This is a genomic window from Prosthecobacter sp. (genome assembly GCF_044226605.1).
Classification (GTDB): Bacteria; Verrucomicrobiota; Verrucomicrobiia; order Verrucomicrobiales; family Verrucomicrobiaceae; genus Prosthecobacter.
In genome coordinates, this window is the sequence record NZ_JBGAGS010000025.1 from 39,620 (window position 1) to 56,507 (window position 16,888).

12 protein-coding genes are annotated in these 16,888 nt (G+C 62.2%); 6 read left to right on the top strand and 6 right to left on the bottom strand.

The window, feature by feature from the left end:
* Window positions 1-63: 63 nt before the first annotated feature.
* The 5 genes from ACILSO_RS26940 (at window position 64) to ACILSO_RS26960 (ending at window position 8,071) form a co-directional block, all read left to right on the top strand.
* Window positions 64-2,151 carry a CHAT domain-containing protein gene (locus ACILSO_RS26940; protein WP_395740586.1) on the top strand — a complete coding sequence of 696 codons (2,088 nt, stop codon included), beginning with the start codon at window positions 64-66 and terminating at the stop codon, window positions 2,149-2,151.
* A 17-nt stretch (window positions 2,152-2,168) separates the two neighbouring features.
* On the top strand, window positions 2,169-4,592 hold the full coding sequence (locus ACILSO_RS26945) for a DNA/RNA non-specific endonuclease (RefSeq protein ID WP_395740587.1): 2,424 nt from the start codon (window positions 2,169-2,171) through the stop codon (window positions 4,590-4,592).
* Between the two features lie 222 nt (window positions 4,593-4,814).
* Complete coding sequence (locus ACILSO_RS26950; RefSeq protein ID WP_395740588.1) at window positions 4,815-5,156, top strand: hypothetical protein; 342 nt, start codon at window positions 4,815-4,817, stop codon at window positions 5,154-5,156.
* A gap of 5 nt (window positions 5,157-5,161) precedes the next feature.
* Entirely contained in the window at window positions 5,162-7,321 is a 2,160-nt protein-coding gene (locus ACILSO_RS26955) for a TIR domain-containing protein (RefSeq protein ID WP_395740589.1), read from the top strand.
* Between the two features lie 117 nt (window positions 7,322-7,438).
* A complete protein-coding gene (locus ACILSO_RS26960) occupies window positions 7,439-8,071 on the top strand; it encodes a hypothetical protein (protein WP_395740590.1) in 633 nt (210 codons plus the stop codon).
* Window positions 8,072-8,422: 351 nt separating this feature from the next.
* On the opposite strand, the gene ACILSO_RS26965 is transcribed toward ACILSO_RS26960, so the two are convergent.
* The 6 genes from ACILSO_RS26965 to ACILSO_RS26990 form a co-directional block, all read right to left on the bottom strand.
* Entirely contained in the window at window positions 8,423-8,881 is a 459-nt protein-coding gene (locus tag ACILSO_RS26965) for an SRPBCC family protein (protein WP_395740591.1), read from the bottom strand.
* 41 nt (window positions 8,882-8,922) lie between these two features.
* Window positions 8,923-9,465 (bottom strand): hypothetical protein, encoded by a 543-nt coding sequence (locus ACILSO_RS26970; RefSeq protein ID WP_395740592.1) that lies wholly within the window; start codon window positions 9,463-9,465, stop codon window positions 8,923-8,925.
* Between the two features lie 718 nt (window positions 9,466-10,183).
* Window positions 10,184-11,014, bottom strand: coding sequence for an ankyrin repeat domain-containing protein (locus ACILSO_RS26975; RefSeq protein ID WP_395740593.1), 831 nt, complete (start codon window positions 11,012-11,014; stop codon window positions 10,184-10,186).
* Between the two features lie 123 nt (window positions 11,015-11,137).
* Window positions 11,138-11,605: a tetratricopeptide repeat protein gene (locus ACILSO_RS26980; protein WP_395740594.1), complete on the bottom strand. Its 468-nt coding sequence runs from the start codon at window positions 11,603-11,605 to the stop codon at window positions 11,138-11,140.
* A gap of 452 nt (window positions 11,606-12,057) precedes the next feature.
* On the bottom strand, window positions 12,058-15,183 hold the full coding sequence (locus tag ACILSO_RS26985) for an SEL1-like repeat protein (RefSeq protein ID WP_395740595.1): 3,126 nt from the start codon (window positions 15,181-15,183) through the stop codon (window positions 12,058-12,060).
* A 221-nt stretch (window positions 15,184-15,404) separates the two neighbouring features.
* The gene (locus ACILSO_RS26990) at window positions 15,405-16,262 is read right to left on the bottom strand and encodes a hypothetical protein (RefSeq protein WP_395740596.1); all 858 of its coding nucleotides are present in this window, start codon (window positions 16,260-16,262) and stop codon (window positions 15,405-15,407) included.
* A 135-nt stretch (window positions 16,263-16,397) separates the two neighbouring features.
* On the opposite strand from ACILSO_RS26990, the gene ACILSO_RS26995 reads away from it, so the two are divergent.
* The gene (locus tag ACILSO_RS26995; protein ID WP_395740597.1) at window positions 16,398-16,871 is read left to right on the top strand and encodes a DUF4375 domain-containing protein; all 474 of its coding nucleotides are present in this window, start codon (window positions 16,398-16,400) and stop codon (window positions 16,869-16,871) included.
* Window positions 16,872-16,888: the final 17 nt, after the last annotated feature.

Here is a 16,888-nt window from a genome sequence, read left to right on the forward strand (position 1 = left end):
GGCGCAGCCGCACGCCCACCCCCTTCCGCTCCCATTTCACACTCACCTCCATCCTTTCAAGCCATGCGCTCCATCACTCTTGAGATCCTGCGGCACGGACCGCCGCACAACCAGCTGCTGTCTCCGCTGACACCCTACCTGGCCCTTTGTGAGAGCCATGCGGCGACGACGGTGACGGTGCCGTTTGAGCACGCGCAGTTTTTGCAGCGGCTGCGTGCGCTGTCCTATGAACTGCCGGACGCGATCCGGGTGTTTCAGCTGGAGGACACGGGCCGTGAGATGGGGGCGCTGCTGGCAAAGATACCAAGCCTCATCGCTGAAATCTCGCAGTGCTGCACGGCGGGCAACGGAAAGCTGCTGCACCTGCGGATGATTGTGTCCGCCTCAGAGCTGGCGCAGCTGCCGTTTGAGCTCATGATCTCCCACAATGGTTTTCCGGGGGAGGGGCGCGCGCTGGTGCTGCAGACGAACCAGCCGGTGTGCCTCACACGAGAGGTGCGGCAGTCGAGCTGCGTGAGCCCGGAGTGGAACCGCGAGGGGAGGCGGCCGCGCATTTTGTTTGTGGCGGCGTCACCGCCCGGGGTGGACGCGGTGCCGCTGGAGTCCCACCTGCTGGCGCTGCGCGCGGCGATTGATCCCTGGGTGTTTCATCCTGACGATGAGACGAAGGCCTCGGACAAGATAGCGGAGCACCTGGTGGTGCTGCCGCAGGCGACGATCGAGCAGATCCGCGAGCAGTGTGCGACGGGAGGCTTTTCCCACGTGCACATCCTGGCGCATGGCCTGGCGAAGAGCGATCCCACCACGGGGGAGCGCAGCTACGGGCTGGCGCTGCATGATTCACGGGACCCCGCGGGGAGGAACATCGTGGACGGGAAGACGCTGGCCCGCACGCTGCGCACGGACCGGGAAAGCAGCTTTGCCCCGGCAGACCCGCTGGTGGTGACGCTGGCGAGCTGCAACGCGGGCACGGTGGGCTCGGTGATGAGCTTTGCTGGTGCGGGCGCGAGCGTGGCGCATGCGCTGCACGCGGAGGGCATACCGGTGGTGATCGCGAGCCAGTTCCCGCTGTCGTTCCGGGGATCTGTGATGATGGTGGAGACGCTCTACGGGGGCCTGCTGAAGGGAGATGACCCGCGCGAGCTGATGCATGACCTGCGCGGCCAGCTGCATGGCGCCATCCCGGAGACGCACGACTGGGCCAGCCTGGTGCTCTACGCGGCATTGCCGGCCCGGTTTGAGCGGCAGCTGGCAAGCTTCAAGGTGGACCAGGCCCACTGGCAGGTCAGAGCCGCGCTCAATCATGTGGACTGGCTGATCACGCAAGGCCGAGGGAGGAAGGGCACGACGGAGACGGATGCCCCTGGGGAGGAGAAGAAAATCAGCCCGGCGGACGAGCAGGAAGGGGAGAAACGTGTGGAGGTGGCAAAGCGGCGGCTGAGAGACCTGGCACAGTGCGCCAAGGCGGAGATCGACGAGGCGGCGAGCCCGGCACCGCCGAAGAGGGACTTTGAAGAATGGGCGCGCGCACGGCGCCATTATTCGCGGATCTCGGGCTTCATTTCCGCGGCGGAGAAGCGCCACTCGGAGCTTGTGCTCAAGAAGCACAAGGTGCCTGGCAAACGGGACTCAAACCGCATCAAACAGATGCTCGTGCGGTCGATGGACGCCTACTGGGACAGTTTCTTTTATGACCGGTCCAAGGTGTGGGCGCTGGTGCAGCACATCTATGTGCAGTGCATTCTGGAGCCGCATTTGGACGGCAGGGAGGCGCCGCTGCCGAGCGAGCGCAGCCCGGAACTGCTGTGGGACACCGCACTGAACGCCTCTCTGGCAGACCTGCAGGCGGAGGGGAGCCTGGACCAGCTGTGGGCGCGGGACAATCTGCTGGAACTGCGCCTGCTGCATGGTCATTTCAAAAACAAGAAGATCGACGTTAAAAACGCCGCGAGCCGGCAGCGCAAACTGGAGATGAGCGGCAGCGCGAGGGAACACATCCGCGCGATTCGCGGCATCACGGGTGGCAAGGGATTTGACCTCTACGCGATCGCCCGGCAGATCGACCGGTTTGCGAGCGATGAGCGGGTGTTTTCAAAAAGTGTGCGCGATGAAGCGCGGGGCTATGCGGACAAGCTGCAGCCGCTGGGGTGAGATGAACTGTAACCTTCATGAGCCTCGTCATTGAGAGCATTCAAAAGGCGGTGCGGCGCAGCAGTGCGCTGGACCTGGAGGGGCTGCGCAGGCGTGCGGAGGCCTCGCGCACGCCGGTGAAGCTGGCCACGGACGCGGCGCTGGAGGACCGGCGGCGCTTTCTGCTGCAGACTTCGGAGAGCACGGCGGATGCGGAGGATGCCTTTGAGCGCATCATCCAGGGGAATGAACTGCAGGACGTGAACTACCTGCCGCGCGGGAGCCGGGCGGCGCGCTCGGTGGGGCGGGTGTGGATCCGGCAGCCGAACGGGACGATCGAGGGCTATGGCACGGGCTTTCTCATCGGCGAGCGGGTGCTGCTGACGAACAACCACGTGCTGCTGAGCGCGGAGATGGCGCGGCGGTCCGAGGTGGAGTTTGAGTACGAGCACGGGGAGGACGGGGAGCCGCTGGCGGGGGTGAAGTTTTCGCTGGAGCCGGGGGCGCTGTTTTACACGAGCAAGGAGCTGGACTTCACGGTGGTGGGCGTGGGTGCGCGGGCGGTGAATGCGGAGCGGGAGCTGGCGGAGTTTGGCCGGCTGCCGCTGTATGGGGGAACGGGCAAGGCGGTGGAGGGCGAGTGGCTGACGATCATCCAGCACCCGCGCGGAGAGATGAAGCAGATCTGCGTGCGGGACAATCAGCTGCTGAAGCGCGGGGATGACGTGGTGTGGTACTCCACGGACACGCAGGAGGGGTCTTCGGGATCGCCGGTGTTTAACAATGACTGGCTGGTGGTGGCGCTGCACCACTGCGGGGTGCCGGCGACGAAGGACGGGCGCTGGCAGACGGTGGACGGGCGCGACTATGACCCGAGAGTGAACCGGCCGGAGGATGTGAAGTGGGTGGCGAACGAGGGCATCCGCGTGTCCCGCATCGTGGAGACGCTGCAGCGGGACCTGGGGGCGCATCCGCTGATCGAGTCGGTGCTGAACATCCACCCCTCTGAGCTGACGTCCCAGCCGGCAACCACGACAACGGTGGCGGATGCGGCGGGGATCTCCGCGGTGGCGGCGCCGCCGCCTGCGGTGCCTCTCACCATGGCTGCGGCCATTGCGGCTTCAGCGCCCGTTTTTGCCATACCATCTTCCAGTGCTTCATCTCCTGCCATTGCATTACCTGCCACCGTATCTCCCACCCCTGCCAAACCCACAGCCACTCCTGCCATGAACTCATCCCTGCCTTTTCCAGCCGCGTCAGCTCTTGCTGGACGCCAGTTTACGCTCAGTTTTGACGCTGCCGGAAATCCGGTGCTGACGCCCAGCGCGGGCGGCGGGGCCTCGACGGAGTCTTTCATGGCGGCGGCGGAGAAGGCGGCGGCGGCCGCAAAAGCAAAGCCGAAGGTGGCGGCCAAGGCGAAGCCGAAGGGGGTGGCGTTCACGTTTGACGATGACTATGACAAGAGGGCGGGCTTTGATGTGGACTTTCTGAGCAAGGGCCTGGAAAAGAGCGTGAAGGTGGCCGCCAAGGACAAGAGCAAGTATCGCGTGAACCTGCCGAAGATGACGGCGGGCATGGCGGCCTCCGCGGTGAAGCTGCTGGAGCCGGAGGGCACGAAGGAGGTGGTGCTGAACTACCAGGGCATGAGCCTGGTGATGCATGCGAAGCGGCGCTTTGCCATCTACAGCGCGGCGAATGTGGACTTTGCGGGGCGCTGGGCGCTGAGCTCGAAGCGGGTGTGGAAGTATGATCCGCGCATCCCCATCGATGCGCAGGTGGGGCCGGAGGGCTACGAGCACAATCTTTTCGACAAAGGGCACCTGACGCGGCAGGAGGACATGGAGTACGGTGTGGCCATGAAGGATGCGATGCAGTCCGCGGCGGACACCTGCCACTGGACAAACTGCACGCTGCAGCACGCGAAGTTTAACGAGACGCAGGAGTGGTGGCAGGGGCTGGAGAAACACGTGCTGGAAAACTCGGTGGAGGAGGATGCGAAGGGCTTCCGCGCCCAGATCATCACCGGGCCGGTGTTCTCAGACAAGGATCCGGTGTTCCCCATCCTGCCGGGCATCCAGGTGCCGATGAAGTTCTGGAAGGTGGCCGTGGCGGTGACGTCCTCCGGCAAGCTCTTTGCGGTGGCGTATCTGGTGGACCAGACGCCGGTGATCAAACAGTTTGGTGTGACGGAGGCCGCGGGTGAGACGCCCTTTGAGCCGTACAAGCTCTTCCAACTGCCGATCTCGGAGCTGGAGGACATGATCCACCTGAAGTTCACCTACGGCCCGAATGCGAAGCCGCTGAGCGAGTGCGATCCGCTGAAGAACGGCACGCCGCCGATGCTGGACGCGGACCAGGACGGCAAGGACGACCGCAAGGAGAGCCTGAGCACCGAGAGCGTGAGAGAAACGCCGGAGGGCTGGGTGGACCTGACGCGGAACGCGCCGTACTTTGGGAAGTGAGGGCGTGGCGCTGAGCGGAAAGACGGGGAAGGTCCCCGCCGTGAAGAAGCTTTAAAATCCGCTTGGTAAATTGGTGGCATGGGGCAGCTTTGCGGCATGACTCGTGGAGATTTTTTGCAGCGATGCAGCCTCGAATCTCTGCCATTTAATGATGTCTCCATGGGGAAGAAATTTTCCCCTGACGACGCTGACCGGGCTGTGGCGTGGGAGCTGTACGTTGAGATGCTTGCGCGCATTTGCCCGCCGAGTGCGCTGATGAAGGACGAAAAGGTGGCGCTGGAGTGCGTCTTCAGCATCTTTGGCATTACACGTGAGGTGCTGCTGAAACACGGTGCCGGCGGCATGAAGTTTGCCAAGCTGGTCATCCCTCTGCTCAACCAGATTGTCCGTCCATTTACCGCGAAGTGGCACAGGTGCTTCATGGATGGTGCTTTTCAGGAGGCCGCAAAACGCCAGGAGTTTCGCCAGGAACTAGGGCAGATGATGCCGAAGCTGCGCCTTTACACCCGGGCGCTGGCGGAGATGGCCGGGGTGGAGGATTTGACGGCAAAGGAAATGCTCTGATCGAAATGAAACGCGCAAAAAAAGCACACAGCGAAGCGGGCGGCGCAGTGAAAAAGCGGCGGTGGCCGCTGGCGGTGCATGTGGTGTTTGAGCAGGCAGCCTGGAGGGTGCCGAAGTCCAAGGGCGACAAGGCTGAGCGCATCAAGAGTCCGGCGGAGGTCTTTGCGGAAAGGCTGTATGAGCGGCTGTCCAGCGGTACGCAAGGGACGCGTGCGGCGCGCATTCCGGTGCGGCACTGGAGCGGGCAGGATGGGGAGAAGAAGAAGCGCCGACAGCCTGCGCGAATACCGCTGGATATGGCGGAGAAAAATGTGGCGGTGGTGCTGGTGGACCAGCTTTTTTTTGAAAAGCGTGAGAAGTGGAGCGGCTGCGTGAAGGAACTGGTGGCAAGCGCACAAGCCGGGAAGGCCATCGTTCTTCCGGTGTCCATCCAGGCGGATGCAGCGCGGGTGGCACGGGCATTTGCAGATGTGAATCACATCGTGGTGAGCAAACCGGAGGAGATGGTAGACGACGAGCGGCTGTATCAGTCGGTTTATACGGCGATCCTGCGAGTGCTGAAGGTGGAGCTGCCGGGTGTGTTTTTCTGCCACGCGAAGAGGGACGGGGTGGGGATCGCGCAGGAGGTGCGGAAATACCTGTATGAGGAGACGCAGCTGTCGTGCTTTTTTGACATGCATGACATCCCGCACGGGCATCCGGTGAAGGGGGCGATCGAGAAGTCGATCAAGAATTCGGTGGTGCTGGCGATCTGGACGGACCGCATGCTGGAGAGTCCGTGGTGCCAGTTTGAGATCATCGAGGCGCGGCGCCAGCAGCGGCCCATGCTGGTGCTGGATGCGCTGACCCAGCAGACGGCGCGCCTGTTTCCCTACCTGGGGAATGCGCCGGTGGTGCGCTGGAATGAAAATGCAGCGGTGGTGGTGAGCGCGATGCTGCTGGAGCTGCTGCGGACCAGCCACCTGGAGGCGATCTTTCACTCGGTGGCTGGCAAGGCGCCGGAGCTGCCTGCTTTCGGACTGCACCCGCCTGACGTGCTGGACAATCAGCTGCAGGCCATGGACGGATCTGCCACGAAAAAGAAACGGAGCGGCAGAGCGGTGGAGATGTTTGTCTACCCGGACCCGCCGCTGAGGCCGGGCGAACTGGAGGTGCTGCACCGGATGATACCGGGCAAACGCTTTCTAAGCCTGATCGAATGGCAGGCGCTGCGGGCGGCCAGTGCTCTGAATGAGGTGTGCGACGAGGAGAAGGACAAGCACCCGAATCCGCTGCACGGAAAGAGCATTGGGATTTCCGTTTCGGCCTCCGACCGGTGGGCGGACATGGGGCTGAGCGTGAAGCATCAGGATGACTTCACCTATGAGCTGGCGCTCCAGCTGATCCTGCTGGGTGCCAAGGTGGTCTGGGGTGGCGACCTGCGACCAAATGGACTGGGCAGTCAGTTGCAGGACATCGTGCACACGTACCAGCACCCCTCCCACCCTTCGCACGACCATGTGGCGATGTATGTGCCATACACCGTGGCGGAGGAGAGGAGGCTGAAGCCGGAGGAGATAGCAGAGCGCCGGATGTTTGCCGAGGTGACGCTGAAGGAATGCCCGGTGGAATGGGTGCCTGCCGAGGCGGCGCCTGCGGCTGCAGCGGAAGGGCGCGCTCTTTATGCTCTGGCGCTGACGGAAATGCGCGGGGAGATTGCGAAGGAATGTGATGCGCGCATTGTGCTGGGGGGAGGGATGGCATCGTTTCAGGGGCTGTACCCGGGCATCGCTGAAGAGGCTTGCGAGTCGGTGAAACAAAAGCGTCCGCTGTATGTGATCGGCGGGTATGGTGGCGCGGCCGGAGCGGTGTATGGGGCGATCATGGATGCGCAGTCCGCAGGCGCCAAAGAACTCGTGCATGCCAGCCTCCACTGTGGCGCCGCGGCGGATGCGGAAGTGCGGCGGCAGCATGTGCGCTTCGTGAAACAAGCTGAGAAGCCGGCGTGGGCGTATGACCCGGAAGGGATGGTGCAAACTTTTGCGCAGCTCGGCCTTGCGGGGCTGGCGAAAGGCAACGGCCTTTCCCAGGAAGAGAACGCGCGCCTGGGCTGCTCGCAGGATATTCATGAGATCATGGAACTGGTGGTGAAGGGGGTGTCGAGAGTGCGGCGCAGCCCGCGATAAGTCCGTGCGGCGTGCAGAGGGCGGCTTGCGCACGGCGGAGGCGGAGTTCCGCCCATGGCTCAAGTGTCACCGGCTGCGGCTTGCAGGATGGCGGGTCCGTTTGTAGCTTCGAGGCCTATGACTTGGTCTATCTTTTCTCTGCTGCGCCGCTGCGTGGGTCCGTGTGTTTTGCTGCTGGGGCTGGCGGGGTGCCAGGTGGAGCCGCAGAGCTTCTGGACGGATGTGCCGAAGGGGGAGACGAGTCTGACGGAGGTGGCGGGGCCGAAAGTGCAGGAGAGGACGCCGGGGCATGAGGCGGGGCTGAATGTGACGTATCTGCGCGGCTACATTCGCACGCCCTACACGCACCCGCCGCGGCTGGTGGATGTGCGCGGCATGCAGCCGGGCATGCTGGTGGTGTGCCCGTTTACAGGAAAGCTGTTCAACATACCGCTGGATTTTGTGGATGCGGCTCCGCGGTCGCGCCCGGTGGTGCGGCTGCAGCCGCTGCGCCAGGTGCCTGAGCGGGCTCCTGCGCCTGTGGCCTCGGCTGCAGCCGTGAGCGAGATGCTGCCTGCGGCGCCGGTGGCAAAGGCGGTGGCTCCGCGTGGCGTGGAACTGCCCTATGGCATGGCGGTGCCGGGACGTCCGGGGTTTGTGTACAGCCCTTACTCAGACAAGACCCATCTGGTGGACGTGACGGGCATCGCTCCAGGGATGGAGGTGAAATGCCCGTATTCAGGGAAGGTGTTTCGGGTGCCGGTGAAGTAGCGGGGCAGGCATCAAGGCTTGATTCGAGCGGGTTTGGTTTTGCGCTCATTTATTTCGAGAACGGGTCCAGGAACTGATACCACGATCTGTGGTGCCGCCGGAGAGGCTCATGGCTGGGAGCGCGGGTTTATAAACCGGCTTATGTCGAGCGTGCGTGGAGCATGGCAGGGAAATGAGGCTGGGTGAGAGGTGCGGTGTACGCCTGCCTGCATGCATGCGGAGCGGCACCCGGAGCCGGTTAAAAACCGGCGCTCCCGGTACAGCAGAGTCTCTGCGGTGCCGACTTACTTTTGACTTCCTAAGGCATGACGAGGCCATTGGCCGCACCTGTTTTTTGGCGCTGTCGTTGGGTCATCTCGGTGTGGATGCCAGGAATCGGGACAGTGCTCTCAGACGCTGCCGCGTTTCATGCCGGAGCACGACGAGCATGATGGGCTCAAGCAGCCAGCGCAGAAAGCAAGGGCGTGCTCTGAAGCTGAACCGGTAGGTGAGAGATGAGCCTTCGCCGGTGTTTTGATGCCGAATGCTGGCGGCAAACGTTTGGAAAAACGGAGGGCGGTTGATCATGCTGACGGCGGCGATGACGCCACGGTTGAAGGTCACATAGGTGGTTTCGATGCCGATGATGCCGAAAAGCGGCTTGCCGACGCACAGAGTGGTCGCTCCGACTCCCGCGGAGGTGTGCCCGCGAGTGAAGCGAGCCTCCCGCAGCAAGGTGTCCCACTCGAGCCTCCGCGAGTAGTCGTGCAACAGGTCAAAGACGGCTGCCGCACTGGTGGGCATGTGCTCGGTGATGGCGGCGGATGGCATGGCGACGGGCGCTGTTCGTTAGTTCGGGCCGGGCTGCCGGTTCATCGGGCTTCCTGAATCTTGAATTCGATCGACGGGGCTTTCACGATGACGCGTCCGCCGCTGCGCGATACGCCAGTGTAGGTGGCGGTGAGGCGAAACTCTCCCAGTGTTTCCGCTTTTAATGCCTTCTGAATTTCGGCCATTTCCTGCTTCAACGACTCATCGGTTTTCTTTTCAGCCATGGCCTTCCTGGCCAGGTACATCGCCAGCGCCATCTGAACTTTTGATGAACCGGGAAAGACTTCGACGGCAAGGTGGGCATGCAGACGTTCTAGATTCGCTCCACCGCCTTGTGATGATGCGCGGAAGGGCACCCGCTCCCAGCGTCCGTCCTTCTCCTTGCGTTCCACATGGAGGACGACATTGGGCACTCTGCCGTCAGCAAAATAGTTTGGCTCGTCGTAGCGCCAGTCGTCCACGGTCAAGGGCTCGAGCGTGTTCTGATCCTCAACGCTCTTGGTGATGACGACGAGGTTGAACTGGACTGACTCGCGAAGGCTGAACACCGAATCGGGATTGGACTTCGGCAGCTCAATCTTCATGGAGCGATCGGGCTGCTGAGAGTGAGCAGTGAAGGTGAAGAGGGCCAGTGTGAGAAAGAGTGCGGTTTTCATGGGATGGGAGTGGTGTGAGAGGGAAGGTGGTTGTCGGAAAGTGCGGGTGTCGACGAGATGACAGATGTGATGCAAGGCGTGGTGTGCATGCGTTTTGTCAGCAACGTGTGGACTTGTGTTCGAACCTGGGGTCATGAGCGTAACAAAAGGTTGATGCCGTCGCGGTTCTCGAAACATTCAGATCGTCGATCATGTGGATTGTGCAGAAGGTCCGAGACAATGGTCCTCGAATTGGATGCATGGAATGCGGTTCAAATCTGAATTCGACCACGATGTCTTGAATGAGGTGACTCCACGGGTGTTGGTCGGAGACGCGTTCCCGAAATGATTTGCGGAATGCTTTCAGGTGATCAGGAACGGGATCGTCGGACATGATCGCTAAGCGAACTTCATCGGTTCCGGCTTCAAAGGCTGACTTGCAAATGACGCCCAATGCCCAGTATCCACCGATATCATTGTTCCGGCTGACACAATGTGACGCAAGACCGCTTGCAATCGACTTGAGTTCGCGGCGTCGTGGCATCTTTTTTTTGGCTGCGTTTTAAATTTGGTGCAGGTGACAGCGCTGGAGGGCGATGGAAATGGCGTTGAGGATACGACAGGTTCCATGCAAGCTGCAGGCTGCATCCATTTTGTCTGGCTATTGCTATGGTTTTAAGTTGGGTTCTGGAGCCTTGCCAGATTTGTCTTCAGTCGTTTTGTCTCTGAAGATTTCATCAATCGGGGGAGGGTTGGAAAACAGATCGAGAAACTTTTTCTTTGTCTCTGGAGAAACTCCCATTTCGAATTCTGAATTTCTGATCTGAAGTTTCGATGCGTAATCCTGGGCAGTGCGTCCCTCGCGGTCACGGAGGGTTCTTGAGGCGCCTTTATGCAGAAGAGCTGCTGCGGCATTCACAATGCCTGATTCCGCACAGATCATCAACGGGGTCTGGCCGAGACTGTTCTGAGCGTCGATGAGGCTCTTGAATTTGTCGGGCAGGCACAACAGCAGCCCCGCGCGGTTGTTCCGTGCTGCATAATGACCCAATGTTTCGCCGTGATTGTCTGGCTGGGACACGTTGAGTCCTAACTGGGCAAGATGATAAAGCTGCTCCGCAGCGTCCATTTCGTCGCTCCGCCGCGCCACGGCCTCCAGGCACGTCTGCCCGCGTTCGTTGCGGCAATTGATGTCTGCGCCTGATGCGACGACGAAGTCGATGAAGAACTGATCGTACACGCCCACGGCGGCGAAGACCAGCGTCTGCTCATACTCGGCCCGCTGGCTCTCATGGGGTTTGAAGGCGTTGTACATGGCGAGAAACTCAGACCGGTGCTGTCTGTGGATGGTCTCGGTCATCTCTTGCGTGAGAAGACGGAACGCCTTCATGCGTGACTCAGAAACGTGACTGCTCTGGCTGCGTGGTCTTGTGAGGGTGATCGCGAGCAGCGCGACTCCAATCGCCAATGCTGAAGTGGTGATGAATCTTTTTTGCATGATTTCGCGGGTGGAAGCTGGCGCGTGGTATCGGAGGCTGGCTGATCAAACAACGCTTTATGCGTTGTAAGCGAGTGCCATTCATGTCTGGCCTGTTGTTTGCAGTGGAGCTGAGGGGGCGGGTTAGGCTTTGGCCGCCGCTTTCTCTTCCGGGCTTTTGGCGTCTTGGACTTTGGGGTAGTACCAGTCGTAGAGCTTCTTTAATTCGGGGTTGTCCTGCCAGAAGGCCCAATAGGCTTCGAGCACCTTTCTGCACTCCCACTTGCGGTCGAGTTCATACAGCGTGCGTGCGCGCAGCATGATGACTCCTGTGCGGATGTTTTTTTCTTCGGTCGCGAGCTCAATGGCGCGGTCGATGGGGGGCAGGGCTTCTGCGGGCTTTTCGATTCCGAAAAGGGTGATGCCCAACAAGGTGAAGGCATCGATGTCCCTGGGATTGGCCTTGGTGTGCTCCTGCAGCAAGCGCACGATCTCGGGGCCTTTGCTCGGTCCTTGCTTGTAAAGCTCGCGCGCTTGCTCGTAGAGCGATGGATCGGCTGCTGCCAAATGGGTGGCGCAGAGCAGGCAGATCAGAAGCTGGGGCAGGTTCATGGGCTGAGGTTGTGGACGAGGACGAGATGTGGGGGGCGATGGGAGCCGGAAAAGGGAGGAAGAGGAGGAGTAGGAGGAAGAGCAGGACCGGCTAAAGCCGGTACTACAATGCCAAGAGGCTGGCGCAGTAGAGGAGCGGGTTGTGGCTTTGAGGTGTGAGTTTGTGGCGGGGGGCTTTGATCGAGGACGAGTTCGAGTAGGAGGACGAGGACGAGCCGGAAAAGGGAGGAAGAGGAGGAGTAGGAGGAAGAGGAGTACCGGCTAAAGCCGGTACTACAATGCGAAGAGGCTGGCGCAGTGGCGAAGCGGGTTTTGGCTTTGAGGTGTGAGTTTGTGGCGGGGGGCTTTGATCGAGGACGAGTTCGAGTAGGAGGACGAGGAGGAGCCGGAAAAGGGAGGAAGAGGAGGATGATGATGTGAGCGGAGGGTGGGGAGGGAGGTGGATAGGGGGCTCACTCTTCTTTCTCTTGCGGATGTTCCTTGTGAAAGTCTTTCACCAGGCGCCTGGCTTGTTCGATCTGTTTTGGGGTGAGGGTTTTTTGGAGGGCTTTGGCGGAGGTTTGGGCGGTGCTTTGGGTGGGGTTGTCTTCTTTTTGCTCGGAGGCGAGGAGGTACCAGGAGAGGGCCTGGACGGGGTCTTTTTCGACGCCGGTGCCGTCACGGTAGGCATCGCCGAGGGCGTTTTGGGAGAGGGCTTTGTGCTGGTGGGCGGCTTTGCGATACCATTCGACGGCGGCGGCGGGGTCCTTGGCGGTGCCGAAGCCGTCCATGGTGCAGTCGCCGAGGCGGTGCTGGGCCCAGGGGTGGCTTTGGGCGGCGGCTTTGCGGAACCACTCGACGGCCTGCGGGGGATCTTCTTTGACGGCCTGGCCGATGTAGAGGGCGTGGCCGAGCTCGAACTGCGCTTCGGCGAGGCCTTTTTCGGCGGCTTTGCGAAACCAGGGGACGGACTTGGCGGGGTCTTTTTCGACGCCTTCGCCGTATTTGTAGCATTCGGCGAGGCGATACTGGGCGCGGGCGAGGCCGTGCTCGGCGGCTTTGTGGATCCAGGTGAAGCCCTGCTTGGGATCTTGGGTGAGGCCTGTCGTGCCAGGTTTGCGTGTCCAGCTGGAGTCCTGGCTTTCGAGGTAGGCCCTTCCGAGGGCATCCTGCGCGATGACGTGGTCCTGATAGGCGGCGCGGACGAGCCACTCGAGGGCGGTGACTTCGTCCTTGGCGATGCCCTGGCCGAGGTGATAGCAGAGGGCGAGCTGATACTGCGCTTCGGGGTCGCCCTTCTCGGCGGCTTTGCGGTACCATTCGCAGGCTTGGGCGGGGTCTTTTTCGACGCCGGTGCCGGTGGCGTAGTCCACGGCTAGGGCGAGCTGGGCGGGGATGTGGCCCTGCAGGGCGGATTTGCGGAGCCAGGTGATGGCGGCGGTGTGATCGAGCGGCATGTCGGTGCCGGAGTGGTGGGCGTAGCCGATGCGGTACTGGGCGGTGAAGTGGCCGTGCTCGGCGGCTTTGAGCATCCAGCGGGTGGAGTCGGCGCTGTCTTTGCTGTGAAAGAGGGCCATGCTGTATTCGGCGGGCGGGTAGCCTTGATCGGCGGACTTGCGGGTCCACTCGGTGGCTTTTTCGGGGTCTTTCGGGAGGGTGCTGCCGGAGCCGAGGCGGTAGTGGGAGCCGAGCTCGTATTGGGCGACGGCTAGGTTTTGTGCGGCGGCTTTTTTCAGCCAGTCGATGCCGGTGGCGGTGTCTTTGTGGGTGCCGCGGCCTTTGAGGTAGCACTGGGCGACGCAGAACTGGGCGCGGGAGTGGCCCTGCCCGGCGGCGCGGAGCTGCCACTGGTAGTGCTCCACATCCTCCAGGGAGCAGTGCTGGGCGTAGAGGTACTGGGCGTGGGCGGTGCCTTTTTCGGCGGCCTGGAGCAGCCATTTTTCCGCTGCGACGGGATCGGGAGTGTAGTGCGGGCTCTGGAGGCAGCGGGGGTCTGCGGCGCCGAATTCTTCTGCCAGATGCTGGTATTTCCTAGCAGCAGAGGCGTCCTGCGTGAGGCCCTGGCCGCGGGCGTAGAGCTGGCTGAGGGTGTGGAGGGCATTGGCGTCTGCGAATTCGGCGGCGAAGCGCAGCCAGAAGGCGGCGGCGGCGGGGTCTTTTTCCACGCCCTGGCCCTGGAGGTAGCAGAGGCCGAGGTGGTAGCTGGCGGTGGCATTGCCGCGGTCTCCGGCGCGGCGAAACCAGGCGGCTGCGGCTGCGAGGTCTTTTTCGACGTGGGTGCCCTGCTGATAAAGGAGGCCGAGCTGGAGCTGGGCGCCATCGCGGCCGAGGCCGTCTGTGCCGGTGCTTTCGGCGGCTTTTTGAAACCACTCCATGGCGGTGCCGATGTTTCTGGGGACGCCCTGGGCGTTTTGGTAGCAGAGGCCGAGCTGGTACATGGCATGGGTGTAGCCCTGGGCGGCGGATTTTTTCAGCCAGTCGAGCGCGGCGGGGTGGTCTGTCTCGGTGCCGCGGCCCTGAAGGCAGGCGACGCTGAGGTAGTACTGGGCGTAGGCCTGGCCCTGTGTGGCGGCACGGGTGAACCAGGTGACGGCGGTGGCGGGATCTAGGGGGGAGCCGCTGCCTTTCCAGTAGCTGAGGCCGAGGCGGAACTGGGAGTAGGGGAAGCCTTGATTGGCGGCTTTGAGAAACCACTGCACGGCCTGCTCTGCATCGTAGGGAACGCCTTCTGCGGCCATGTAGCAGAGGCCGAGGCGGTTCTGCGCGTAGGCGTCGTCTTGCGCGGCGGCTTTGCGAAACCAATCGACGCCGGTGGCGGGATTTTTGGCGACGCCGATGCCGTCCATGTAGCAGATGCCGAGGCGAAACTGCGCAGTGGGGAGGCCCTGCTGCGCGGCAAGCTGGAACCAGCGGAAGGCGGCGGCGGGATCGCGCGCGACGCCGTTGCCATCGCGGTAATGCTGGCCGAGGGCGGTCTGTGCCCAGGGCTCGTTTTTCTCGGCGGCTTTGCGATACCATTTGAGGGCTTCGGCGACGTCTTTCTCCACGCCTCCGCCGGTGGCGTAGGCATTGCCGATGCCGTAGAGGCCGAGGGGGTCGCCCTGGTCCGCGGCGCGCTGGAACCACTTGAGGGCTTCTTCGGGATCTCGCGTGGCGTAGCGGCCATCGCAAAAGGCGAGGCCAAACCGGCCCTGCGCGGTGGCATCGCCCTGCTCGGCGGCTTTGCGCAGCCACTGCATGCCGACGGCGGGGTTCTGCTTCACGCCGTCGCCTTTGAAGTAGGCATCTGCGGCGGCGATCTGGGCCTGGATGTGGCCAAGGTTGGCGGCTTTGCGATACCACTGCATGGCATCGGCGGGATCCTTGCGGGTGCCTTTGCCGTCGTGAATGCGCTGGGCGAGCGCGAACTGCGCGGCGGGGTCGTCTTTCTCAGCGAGCTCGCGGAGCTCGGCGATGGGGGTGGGAGCGGAGTCGGGGGCCTTGGGAACGGGGGCCTCGAGCTTGGGCACCTGAGCCGATGCAGGCAGGCCGATGAGGAGGTGAAGGAGGGACGCGATGAGGGCGAGGGCTCGTGCCTGTGAAGCGGGTGAGGTGTTCATGCTGCCGTGACGGAGAGCGAAGCAGGAAGAGGGGGCAGTTACAAGTTTTTGGTACGGGTTTTGGATGGGGGGCTGGGGCCAAGGCAATCACTACGATGAATGATTTTGGTGCGGGGGGCGAGGACCTTTGATGGCTGAAGAGTTTTGTGTGCGGAGGCGGTGGTGTGGGCGGTGCGGGCTGCTGCGGCGTGGCTGTGGGCGGCAGGGCGATGATGACGCTTTCACTGCGCGTAGAGAGCGGACACGAGCTGTTGTGCGGCCTGTTGAGGGAGTTTTTGAATGGTGGTGCGGAAACGTGCGCCGTCATTTTTGATCCATTCGCGCAGGGTGTGTGCTTCCTGGGCTTTGGTGTCGAAGGCGGTTTCCCACAAGGTGTTGCGGTTCCCGGGGCGGCGGACGTTGCAATAGGTGTGAAGCGCGGGCCGCAAAGTGCGGGTGCCTTCAAAGCGGCAGCTGAGGTGAAGGTCGATCACGGCATCCACTCCGGTGCCTGCGAGGTCGGGAAAGGTATCGACATCCGAAAGACTGGCGGCCGGCTGATGAGGCGGACGTGGCGGGACGATGCGGACGGAGGAGGCTCCGTGCTGCACGGCGGCGGTCTTAAACCCGGACTGGTAATGTTTGATCCAGTCCGCCGCATTTTGATGGTCCTGGGAAAGGGCCCTGGCTTGATCACGCTCCGCTTCGGAAGGTTGCTTGTAGGTGCGATTGTAGGCCATGACACCCAGCATGGCCAGGGGAGTGGCCATCAGGCACGCCATCGCATCCTGCGGGGTCCCTACCTGGCTGAAATCCATTTGAAAATCTACCTGTGCCTCGCTGTCTGAAAGGACCCACGCAGCGCCCGAGCCGGAAGGGCGTGTGATGGAAAGGGCAGAGCGCCTGAGCAGTTTTTGCAAACCTTTCGTGGGTGTGACTGGCAGGTACACATCGGGCTTCCTGCTGGCGCACTGGCAGAGCAGGCTGCCGGCCAGTGAAGTGATGAAGCTGCGACGCGTGGCGCTCCTGGTGCCAGGACTCGAACGAGCCGTGGTGTCGTGCATTTCGCGTGTTTCGGACCGGGATGGTGAGGTGATCATGGGGGCTGCGTTGCCGTTTGAAAGTTTTGGGAAGGGGCTTTGCGGATGCGCCTTCACCACTCTTCATCCGGAGACTGTGACGGAGGGTTACATGAAGAGTGGACAATCATTGGGGCCAGGTATCCTGACGATCCAATGATGTGGTGGAGACGGACGCCGGCGAAGATTCTTGAGCAGCCCAAGGCCAGATGGGCGGTCGGTGAGCTCTATTCGCGCATCAAACGTGGTCGTACGTTTGAGCAGCTTTCACGGGCTGAGCAGGTGCTGGTGCTGGCGCTGAGGCTGCGGGATGAGGTGCTCAATGGCACGGTGTGGCAATACCTGAGCAACTCGTCAGGCGACCTGTTTTATCATGCGGTGCGAGCGCTGGATGAGATGGGGGCGGGGGAATGCAGCGGTGCTTTGAAGGATGTTGCGGCCTGGTTTCCGCAGGGGGAGGTGCCGGCAGACCGGGCCACGCGCAACGTGCAGATGGCAGCCATTGAGGATGCCACGCCGGAGTTTGAAAAACGGCTCAGGGAAGTGAATGACAGGATCGATGAGGCGTTTCCGCTGATGTACGTGAAGCTGGTGGCGTATCTGAAGGAGCATACTTCCGAGCTGCGGTGAATACGGGGTGGTATTTT

Coding starts and splice junctions, on each gene's coding strand:
- ACILSO_RS26995 (WP_395740597.1), top strand. CDS start 16,398: ATGATGTGGTGGAGACGGACGCCGGCGAAGATTCTTGAGCAGCCCAAG.
- ACILSO_RS26975 (WP_395740593.1), bottom strand. CDS start 11,014: ATGCAAAAAAGATTCATCACCACTTCAGCATTGGCGATTGGAGTCGCG.
- ACILSO_RS26960 (WP_395740590.1), top strand. CDS start 7,439: ATGACTTGGTCTATCTTTTCTCTGCTGCGCCGCTGCGTGGGTCCGTGT.
- ACILSO_RS26940 (WP_395740586.1), top strand. CDS start 64: ATGCGCTCCATCACTCTTGAGATCCTGCGGCACGGACCGCCGCACAAC.
- ACILSO_RS26955 (WP_395740589.1), top strand. CDS start 5,162: ATGAAACGCGCAAAAAAAGCACACAGCGAAGCGGGCGGCGCAGTGAAA.
- ACILSO_RS26985 (WP_395740595.1), bottom strand. CDS start 15,183: ATGAACACCTCACCCGCTTCACAGGCACGAGCCCTCGCCCTCATCGCG.
- ACILSO_RS26950 (WP_395740588.1), top strand. CDS start 4,815: ATGCTTGCGCGCATTTGCCCGCCGAGTGCGCTGATGAAGGACGAAAAG.
- ACILSO_RS26965 (WP_395740591.1), bottom strand. CDS start 8,881: ATGCCATCCGCCGCCATCACCGAGCACATGCCCACCAGTGCGGCAGCC.
- ACILSO_RS26945 (WP_395740587.1), top strand. CDS start 2,169: ATGAGCCTCGTCATTGAGAGCATTCAAAAGGCGGTGCGGCGCAGCAGT.
- ACILSO_RS26980 (WP_395740594.1), bottom strand. CDS start 11,605: ATGAACCTGCCCCAGCTTCTGATCTGCCTGCTCTGCGCCACCCATTTG.
- ACILSO_RS26970 (WP_395740592.1), bottom strand. CDS start 9,465: ATGAAGATTGAGCTGCCGAAGTCCAATCCCGATTCGGTGTTCAGCCTT.
- ACILSO_RS26990 (WP_395740596.1), bottom strand. CDS start 16,262: ATGATCACCTCACCATCCCGGTCCGAAACACGCGAAATGCACGACACC.